The sequence below is a fragment of the Pseudomonas sp. S37 genome, assembly GCF_016658545.1.
Lineage (GTDB): Bacteria > Pseudomonadota > Gammaproteobacteria > Pseudomonadales > Pseudomonadaceae > Aquipseudomonas.
Map to the genome: position 1 here is coordinate 1 of NZ_JACVZC010000173.1, position 8,841 is coordinate 8,841.

The 8,841-nt window shown below is 64.1% G+C and carries 6 protein-coding genes; 3 read left to right on the forward strand and 3 right to left on the reverse strand.

Annotated features, from left to right (window positions below; all coding sequences use genetic code 11):
* Window positions 1-78 precede the first annotated feature (78 nt).
* Window positions 79-2,469 (reverse strand): sensor domain-containing diguanylate cyclase, encoded by a 2,391-nt coding sequence (locus IAE39_RS28155; RefSeq protein WP_201207747.1) that lies wholly within the window; start codon window positions 2,467-2,469, stop codon window positions 79-81.
* 94 nt (window positions 2,470-2,563) lie between these two features.
* Window positions 2,564-4,756 carry a bifunctional 23S rRNA (guanine(2069)-N(7))-methyltransferase RlmK/23S rRNA (guanine(2445)-N(2))-methyltransferase RlmL gene (gene rlmKL / locus IAE39_RS28160; protein WP_201207748.1) on the reverse strand — a complete coding sequence of 731 codons (2,193 nt, stop codon included), beginning with the start codon at window positions 4,754-4,756 and terminating at the stop codon, window positions 2,564-2,566.
* 561 nt (window positions 4,757-5,317) lie between these two features.
* Between rlmKL and rmf the strand changes: the two genes are divergently transcribed.
* The gene (gene rmf, locus IAE39_RS28165; RefSeq protein WP_003248687.1) at window positions 5,318-5,533 is read left to right on the forward strand and encodes a ribosome modulation factor; all 216 of its coding nucleotides are present in this window, start codon (window positions 5,318-5,320) and stop codon (window positions 5,531-5,533) included.
* Window positions 5,534-5,747: 214 nt separating this feature from the next.
* On the opposite strand, the gene IAE39_RS28170 is transcribed toward rmf, so the two are convergent.
* Window positions 5,748-6,770, reverse strand: a complete 1,023-nt coding sequence (locus IAE39_RS28170; RefSeq protein ID WP_201207749.1) for a quinone-dependent dihydroorotate dehydrogenase — start codon at window positions 6,768-6,770, stop codon at window positions 5,748-5,750.
* 138 nt (window positions 6,771-6,908) lie between these two features.
* Here IAE39_RS28170 and IAE39_RS28175 point away from each other — a divergent pair, with 138 nt between their 5' ends.
* Together IAE39_RS28175 and IAE39_RS28180 are read left to right on the forward strand one after the other, a co-directional pair.
* The gene (locus IAE39_RS28175) at window positions 6,909-8,123 is read left to right on the forward strand and encodes a CmpA/NrtA family ABC transporter substrate-binding protein (RefSeq protein WP_201207750.1); all 1,215 of its coding nucleotides are present in this window, start codon (window positions 6,909-6,911) and stop codon (window positions 8,121-8,123) included.
* A gap of 11 nt (window positions 8,124-8,134) precedes the next feature.
* Window positions 8,135-8,710 (forward strand): ANTAR domain-containing response regulator, encoded by a 576-nt coding sequence (locus IAE39_RS28180; protein WP_201207751.1) that lies wholly within the window; start codon window positions 8,135-8,137, stop codon window positions 8,708-8,710.
* The last annotated feature ends 131 nt before the right edge of the window (window positions 8,711-8,841 follow it).

An 8,841-nucleotide genomic window follows, 5' to 3' on the forward strand; every position in this document is an offset into this window, starting at 1 on the left:
TCGTCCCACCACCCCTTCAAGTATCACCATACAAGCGGCTTTAGCCGCGAAAGGGCCGGTGCAGGCAACTGACAACTGTCAGGCCGATTCACCCTCCACCCGGTCCCGCCCGGCCTGTTTGGCCGCATACACCCCGGCATCGGCGCGTAACAGCAGGGCATCGGCGCCCTCACCCGGCCGCCAGCCGGCCACACCAAAACTCGCCGTGACCTTGCCCACGCCGTCTACCGGTGCATTACGCACCCCCTGCCACAACTCCAGCGCCAGCAGCCGTGCCTGCTCGGCATCGCTGCCCGGGCACAGCACCATGAATTCTTCCCCGCCCAAACGGCAGAACACGTCGGTGCGCCGCAACCGCTGACCGATGCGCTGGCACAGGCTGCGCAGCACCCGGTCGCCGACAGCATGGCCATAGCGGTCGTTGATACGCTTGAAGTGGTCGATGTCGAGCATGATCACCGCCAATGCCTGGCCATCACGCTGGGCCCGCTCCAGTTCGATCTTCAGCCGCTCCTGGAAGTAGCGACGGTTGTGGATACCGGTCAGCGAGTCGGTCACCGACAGCGCCCGCAACTCTTCCTCCACGCCCTTGAGGTCGGAGATGTCGGTCAGATAGCCGTGCCACAGCGTGCAGCCCTGCTCACCCACTTCCGGGGTTGCCTCGCCACGTACCCAGCGCAGCCCGGCCCGCGGCAGGCAGACCCGGTATTCCTCACGCCACGGCGACAGGTGCTCGGCCGAGTAGCGCACCGAGCGGCGTACGCGCTCCAGGTCATCAGGGTGAATACGCTCGAACACCACCGTGGCATCCTCACGCAGCTGCTGCAGGTCGACTTCGTAGATGTCGTAAAGCCCCATGCTGGCATACGGGAAACACGAATGGCCGTTGGCATCCAGGCGATACTGGTAGATGCCACCCGGCACCTCGGCACTGAGTTTCTCCAGCAAGCGGTCACGCGCCGCCAAGGCTTCATGAACCCGGCGCCGCTCGGTAACATCAATGCAGATGGCCAGGTAACCCACCCACAACCCCTGCTCGTCGAGCATGGCGGTGACCAGCATGTTGGCCACCAACTGGCTGCCATCAGCGCGCAGCAAGGTCCACTCACCGGGCTCGGCACCTTGCTCCTGCACCGTTTCGGCAAACATCGCCTGGCCACCGGCAATGGGCCGACCAAAGCGCACGCTCAAGGCATGGGCGCGCAGGTTCAGCTCTTCGGGCAGCACCAGGTGTTCAAGGTGTAAATGGCCAATTGCCTCGCTGGCCGGGTAACCGAGCATGCGTTCAGCGCCGGCGTTGAAGGTGCTGATCACCCCTTTGAGGTTGGTGGCGATGATCGCCACCTGGGTCGCGGCATCCAGCACGCTGCGCAACTGGTTGTGGGTGCCACGCAATGACTGTTCACTGACCTGCAGCTCGGCAGTACGCTGCTCGACCAGGGCCAGGGCACGTTGGCGCTGGCTGAACAGGCTGTACAGCAGCACGCTGAGCAGCACGCTCAACAAGCCCCCCAGCAAGCTCACCGCCTGCACCGCCGAGGAACGGTTGGCCTGCACGAAGGCCAGGCTCGGCTGGATACTCAACTGGAAATGGTGGTCGGCCAGGTGCAATAACTGGTGGCTGGCCAGCGCCAACGGCGCGACCGGGTTCTGCGAATCGAACATCACTTCAGGGCCACGCAGCCCCGACGGATCGACGATACGCACCACCAGGTTATCGTCCACCGCGACCGGCCGATCATCACTGACCAGCTGCCGCAGGCTCAACAAGGCCAACACATACCCCGCCGCCGCGCCGTCGGGGTTGGCATCGGAAAACACCGGCGCCACCATCAGCAGGCCGCGCGCGCCCGAATGGCTATCGAACATGGCCAGCGGTTCGGACACCGCCATGCTGCCCGGCCCCAGTGCCCGCGCGAGCGCCGCCTGAGGCACGCCCTGGCCAGCCAGGTCGAGGCCATATGGCAGCCCGGGCAACTCGCCGGACTGGGTATAAAGCACGGGAAAATAATGGTCGCGCAACGGCGCACGCTGCCATTGGCCATGCTCATCCTGGTCGCGAATCACATAACCCAGGCCGGAATGGACACTGGCCTGGCGTTCAAACTCGGCACGCTGGGCGACCTCGACGCGCGGCGCCCAGGCATAGGCCAGGGTACGCTGCAGCAATGGCCGGGCGTAACCGTCGAATTCGCGGGGGGTAATTTCGTTGGAAAAGCTGAAAAACCGCCGCAGCCCGTCCAGGCGCTGCTGCTGTTCGTCAAAGCGCTCGGCTATTCGGCTGAAGCGCTCGTTGGCCAGCAGCTCGAAGCGCTGGCGCAACTGCTGCTTATAGAAGGTTTGCGCGGCCAGTGCCAGGGCGGCTGTCAACAAGCCGCCCGCCACCAAGGCAACCAACGCCATCGCCCAGGCGGACACCGCCTCTGTACGCAGGCCAAGTAACCACGCACGCACGCCACACTTTGACATACACCCATCTCGTCACGTCAGCGTCCTGCGGATTATCTTGCCCTGCATTCAGTTATAGCTATTGGCCATTAGCCGTGCAATGTACCTCGTCGCCTCAGCGCAATTGCAGACGCCAGGCGCGATGGATGCGGTTGTTACGGGCGAAGTCCGGGTCCAGGGTCTGGGCCGTGATTTCTTCCACCGCGTAACGCGCCATCAGGTGTTCGTCCAGCTGGAACTTGCGGAAGTTGTTGGAGAAGTACAGCACGCCACCAGGCGCCAGGCGGGCCATGGCCAGGTCCAGCAACTGCACGTGGTCACGCTGCACGTCGAACACCCCTTCCATGCGCTTGGAATTGGAGAAGGTCGGCGGGTCGATGAAGATCAGCTCGTAGCTTTCGCGGCAGGCTTCCAGCCAGGCCATCACATCGCCCTGCTCCAGGCGGTTGCGCTCGGAGAAGCCATTCAGCGCCAGGTTGCGCCGCGCCCAGTCCAGGTAGGTTTTCGACAGGTCGACGCTGGTGGTGCTGCGGGCGCCACCCTTGGCTGCGTGCACGGTGGCCGTGGCGGTGTAGCAGAACAGGTTGAGGAAGTGCTTGCCGGCTGCCTCGCGCTGGATACGCATGCGCATCGGGCGGTGGTCCAGGAACAGGCCGGTGTCGAGGTAGTCGGTGAGGTTGACCAGCAGCTTGACGCCGCCTTCGTTCACCTCCTGGAAGCGGCCCTCGGTAGCCTGGCGTTCGTACTGGCGGGTACCGCTCTGGCGCTCGCGACGCTTGAGCACCACGCGCTGAGGGGAAATGCCCAGTGCCTGCGGGATGGCTGCCAGCGCATCGAGCAGACGCGCCTGGGCCTTCTCCGGGTCGATGGAACGGGGCGCTGCGTATTCCTGTACGTGTACCCAATCCTGATAGAGGTCGACCGCCAGGGCATATTCGGGCATGTCGGCGTCGTACAGCCGGTAGCAATCGACCTGCTCGCGCCGGGCCCACTTGCCCAGTTGCTTGAGGTTCTTCTGCAGGCGGTTGGCAAACATCTGCGCACCCTCCGACAGGCGCGCCGGTTCGCTGGCCGCTGGCACTTGCTGGCGGACTTCGGCGTTGTCAGCCTGGGCTTCGCGACGCTCACCGGTCACGAACTGGTCAGGCTGCACCTTGAACAGCAGCAGCTTGCATGGCAACGCGCCGTTCCAGAACGCGTACTGCTTGTGGCTGCGAATACCCATGCGCTTGCCCAGTTGCGGCGCGCCGGTGAACACCGCCGCCTCCCAACCCATGCAGGCCTGGCGCAGGCGCTCGCCAAGGTTCTGGTAGAGGTACAGCAGGCTGGCTTCGTCGCCCAGGCGCTCGCCATACGGTGGGTTGCTGATGACCAGGCCTTTCTGGTTCTGGTCCGGGCGCGGCTCGAAGGTGCTGACCTCGCCCTGGTAGATCTTCACCCAGTCACCCAGGCCGGCACGCTCGACGTTGTTGCGGCCTGGCTGGATCAGCCGCGGGTCGGCTTCATAGCCTCGGATCCACAGCGGTGGCTTGGCCAGGCCGGCCTGCGCGCGTGCCTGGGCCTCATCGTGCACCTTGCGCCACAGGGCTGGCACATGGCCCAACCAGGCGCTGAAGCCCCAGCGTTCACGCTTGAGGTTGGGGGCGATATCGGCGGCGATCATCGCCGCTTCCACCAGGAAGGTACCCACGCCGCACATCGGGTCGGCCAGCGCGCCACCTTCGGCGGCAATGCGCGGCCAGCCGGAACGGATCAGCACCGCTGCCGCGAGGTTTTCCTTCAGCGGCGCAGCACCTTGCTGCAGACGGTAGCCACGCTGGTGCAGGCTGTGCCCGGACAGGTCGAGCGAGAGGATCGCCTCGCCACGGTCCAGGCGCAGGTGCACGCGCACGTCAGGGTCGATCTTTTCCACCGACGGGCGCAGGCCTTCGCGGTTGCGCAGCTTGTCGACGATCGCATCCTTGACCTTCAAGGCACCGAAGTGGGTGTTGTCGATGCCCGAGCCATGGCCACTGAACTCCACCGCCAGGGTGCCATCGGCCGCCAGGTGGTCGGCCCAGTCGACGGCATTGACACCGTCGTACAGGTCGTCGGCGTTCTTCATGGAGAAGCGCTTGAGCACCAGCAGCACGCGGTTGGCCAGGCGCGACCAGACGCACAGGCGGTAGGCGGTTTCCATGTCGGCTTCGCCGCGAATGGCCGAAGTGTGCTCACGCACTTCGTCAAGGCCAAGGCCCTTGGCCTCTTCGGCAAGCAGGCCTTCAAGGCCTTTGGGGCAGGTGAGGTAAAGTTCGAAACGGTCCGACATGAGTATTCCAGAGCCTTGGGCTATTTGACTGACGTGGCGACGCATCGCCCCGCGATGTTTGCCCGCACCCCTTTCCAGCGGGTGTGCGGGTGGCGGTTTGCGGCACACCAATGTGCCGCAAAAGGCCGGGCCACCTGACCGATCTGCGCTTGGCCAAGTGGCAAAGACAGCTTAGATCATCAGGCAGTACTAAAAATTCTGGCGATGCCGGGGGCGATGTGACCCTTCGTCGCATTTCAAATTATTTCTGTCATTCACCGGCAGCGCTGGCGAAATGACGTCAATGATCGGCAAACCCCGATCATAGCGGCCTCAACGTCAAACAAGGTTGAGTCGCATTTATTTACTTAAGCCCTCACCCTCACAAACGTTACGCCCTTATGACAAATCGATCATTCACACCGTGACTCGCATTCGATAGAACTGGTCTCAGGCCGCTTCGCAACGAGGCGGCACTTTCAGCTCGCCACGCCGGCAGCGAGCGCAAACCGGCAGAAAGACTCTGCCCGGCCTCGGAGAGGCCGACGGGACATTACAGTCAACAAGTGAGGGCAACACCCTATGAGAAGACTTAAGCGTGATCCGTTGGAAAGAGCATATTCACGTGGCTACCAATACGGGGTCACCGGCAAATCCCGCGAACTTTGCCCGTTCAATCTTCCTTCTGTTCGCCAAGCCTGGATCAACGGCTGGCGCGAAGGTCGCGGTGATAACTGGGACGGAATGACTGGCACCGCTGGCATCCATAGACTCAACGAAAATCACGCCGTTGGCTGATCGAGGACACTGAATTCGATTTACCATGCACGCCCTATCCGGGCGGCGGGCGAAGGCCCAGGGGCCCCTTGAAGGGGCCCTTTTTTATGCCCTGGCAAACCTTGTCTATTGCACCGGCCTCTTCGCGGCGGTTCGACGCCTCGATGAACCCGCTCCTACAACTACCTACTTCCCCTGTAGGAGCGGGTTTACCCGCGAATAGGCCCTGTCAGGTTTACCGCGGCATTGCTGCGATAGCGTCTACCGCCTCGCGAATCAGCGCCGGCCCTTTATAAATGAAGCCCGAATAAATCTGCACCAGGCTCGCCCCGGCCGCGATCTTCTCTGCAGCGTGGCGGCCTTCGGTAATGCCACCAGCGGCAATGATCGGCAACTTGCCACCCAGCTCACCGGCCAGCACCTTGACGATGTGGGTGCTCTTCTCCAGCACCGGCGCGCCCGACAGGCCGCCCGCCTCGCCACCAAACGGCAGCGCTTCGACACCCTCGCGGCCCAGTGTGGTGTTGGTGGCGATTACCGCATCCATGCCCGACTCCATCAGTGCAGCGGCTACCAGGGCAGTTTCTTCATCGCTCATGTCCGGGGCAATCTTGATCGCCAGCGGCACGCGCTTGCCATGAGTTGCTGCCAACTGCTCGCGGCGCTCGGCCAGGGCATCGAGCAGTTGCTTGAGCGAGTCGCCGAACTGCAGGCTGCGCAAGCCCGGGGTGTTTGGCGAGCTGACGTTGACGGTGATGTAGCTGGCGGCGGTGTAGACCTTGTCCAGGCAGATCAGGTAGTCATCGACGGCGCGCTCGACCGGGGTGTCGAAGTTCTTGCCGATGTTGATGCCCAGTACGCCGTTGTAGCGCGAAGCGCGAACACGGCCGAGCAGGTGATCGACGCCCTGGTTGTTGAAGCCCATGCGGTTGATGATGGCCGTGGCTTCGGGCAGGCGGAACAAGCGTGGTTTGGGGTTGCCCGGCTGCGGACGCGGGGTGACCGTGCCGATCTCGACAAACCCGAAGCCCAGCTGGGCGAAACCGTCGATGGCTGCGCCGTTCTTGTCCAGGCCAGCGGCCAGGCCCACCGGGTTGGCGAAGTTCAAGCCCATGACCGAAACCGGCAATGCCGCCGGTTGCTTGCACAGCATGCCATTGAGGCCGAGACGGCCACCGGCGCCGATCAGGTCCAGGGACAGGTCGTGGGAAGTTTCCGGGGAAAGCTTGAACAGCAGCTGGCGGGCCAGGGTATACATGGGCGGGCAAGGCTCAGGGTGAGTGAGGGGGCGATTATAGCCAGCGCAGGGCTGGCAGGACAGCAAATCGTGGGCACGCTTGGCACATCGGTTGCACCGGTTCCGCCCACAGCCTTATCAGTACGGGCGAGGAACCTTGTGATTACTGTACCCCGAGCAACGCCCCTGGCCTGGGTCAACGGCAGCGACGCGCCAGAAAAACCCAGCCTCGACATCGGCTTCATGGCCCTGACCGACTGCGCCTCGGTGGTGGTCGCCGCCACCCAGGGTTTCGCCCAGCAATACGGCCTTACCCTGAACCTCAAGCGCCAGGGCTCGTGGGCCGGGCTGCGCGACAAGCTGGTCAGTGGCGAACTGGATGCCGCGCACTGCCTGTATGGCCTGGTCTACGCCGTGCACCTGGGCATCGGTGGTGTCCCTGCCAGCGACATGGCCGTGCTCATGGGCCTGAACCAGAACGCCCAGGCCATCAACCTGTCCCCGGCCCTGCAACGCAAGGGCGTGACCAACCCTGAAGCACTGGCGCGGCTGGTGCACCAGCATGGCGCACGCCTGACGTTCGCCCAGACCTTCCCCACCGGCACCCACGCCATGTGGCTGAATTACTGGCTGGCCAGCCAGGGCATCCACCCGCTGCGCGACATCGACAGCGTTGTGGTACCGCCTGCGCAGATGGCCGCGCACATCCAGGCCGGGCGCATTGACGGCTTTTGTGTCGGCGAGCCCTGGGCAGCCGACGCCGTGGCCAAAGGCCAAGGCTTCACCCTGGCCACCAGCCAGTCGATCTGGCCGGGCCACCCGGAAAAGGTCCTGGCCTGCGGCCGTGCCTTTGCCGAGCAATACCCCAACAGCGCTCGCGCGCTGATCAAGGCAATCCTTGCCGCCAGCCGGTTCATCGAGCAAAGCCCGGAAAACCGCCGCAGCACCGCGCAACTGCTCAGCGGCAGCGCCTACCTGGACACCACGCTGGACAGCATCGAACCCCGCCTGCTCGGCCACTACCAGGACGGCCTGGGCAACCAATGGCAAGACCCGCATGCCCTGCGCCTTTACGACCATGGCCGGGCCAACCTGCCGTACCTGTCCGACGGCATGTGGTTCATGACCCAGTTCCGCCGCTGGGGCCTGCTGCGCGAAGACCCGGATTACCTCGGGGTGGCCCGCCAGGTCCAGCGACTGGAGCTGTACCGCGAGGCAGCGCAGAGCCTGGGCGTGCCGTGCCCCGAACAACCGATGCGCAGCAGCCTGCTGATCGACGGCACCCGCTGGGACGGCAGCGACCCCTACGGTTATGCCCGCAGCTTCAGCCTGCATGCGCTGGGCGAACGGCCCGATGCCCGTGTTGGCGCGTGAGGGGAACGACCATGTTGCGCATCCTGCTGATCGACGACACCCAAAGCAAACTCGGCCGCCTCAAGGCAGCCTTGATCGAGGCCGGCTTCGAGGTCACCGAAGCCCCAGGCCTGACCATCGACCTGCCCGCCTGCGTCGAAACGGTGCGCCCGGATGTGGTGTTGATCGATACCGACTCACCGGACCGCGATGTGATGGAACAGGTGGTACTGGTCAGCCGTGACCAGCCGCGGCCCATCGTGCTGTTCACCGATGAGCACGACCCCGGGGTCATGCGCCAGGCGATCCAGGCTGGCGTCAGCGCCTATATCGTCGAGGGCATCCATGCTGCACGGCTGCAGCCGATTCTGGATGTGGCCATGGCCCGCTTCGAAAGTGACCAGGCATTGAAGGCACAATTACTGGCGCGCGACCTGCAACTGGCAGAACGCAAACGCATCGAGCAAGCCAAGGGGCTGCTGATGAAAATGAAGGACTGCAACGAAGAGCAGGCCTACACCCTGATGCGCCGCCAGGCCATGAGCCGCCAGCAGAAGTTGATCCAGGTGGCCGAGCAGATCATTGCCATGCACGAGATGCTGGGCTGACATCCCACGCGGTCCCTGTAGGAGCGGCCTTGCGTCGCGATGGGCTGCAAAGCAGCCCCAATTTTCAGCTTCGCAGCACAGATTGCCGGGGCTGCTGCGCAGCCCATCGCGACGCAAGGCCGCTGCTACAG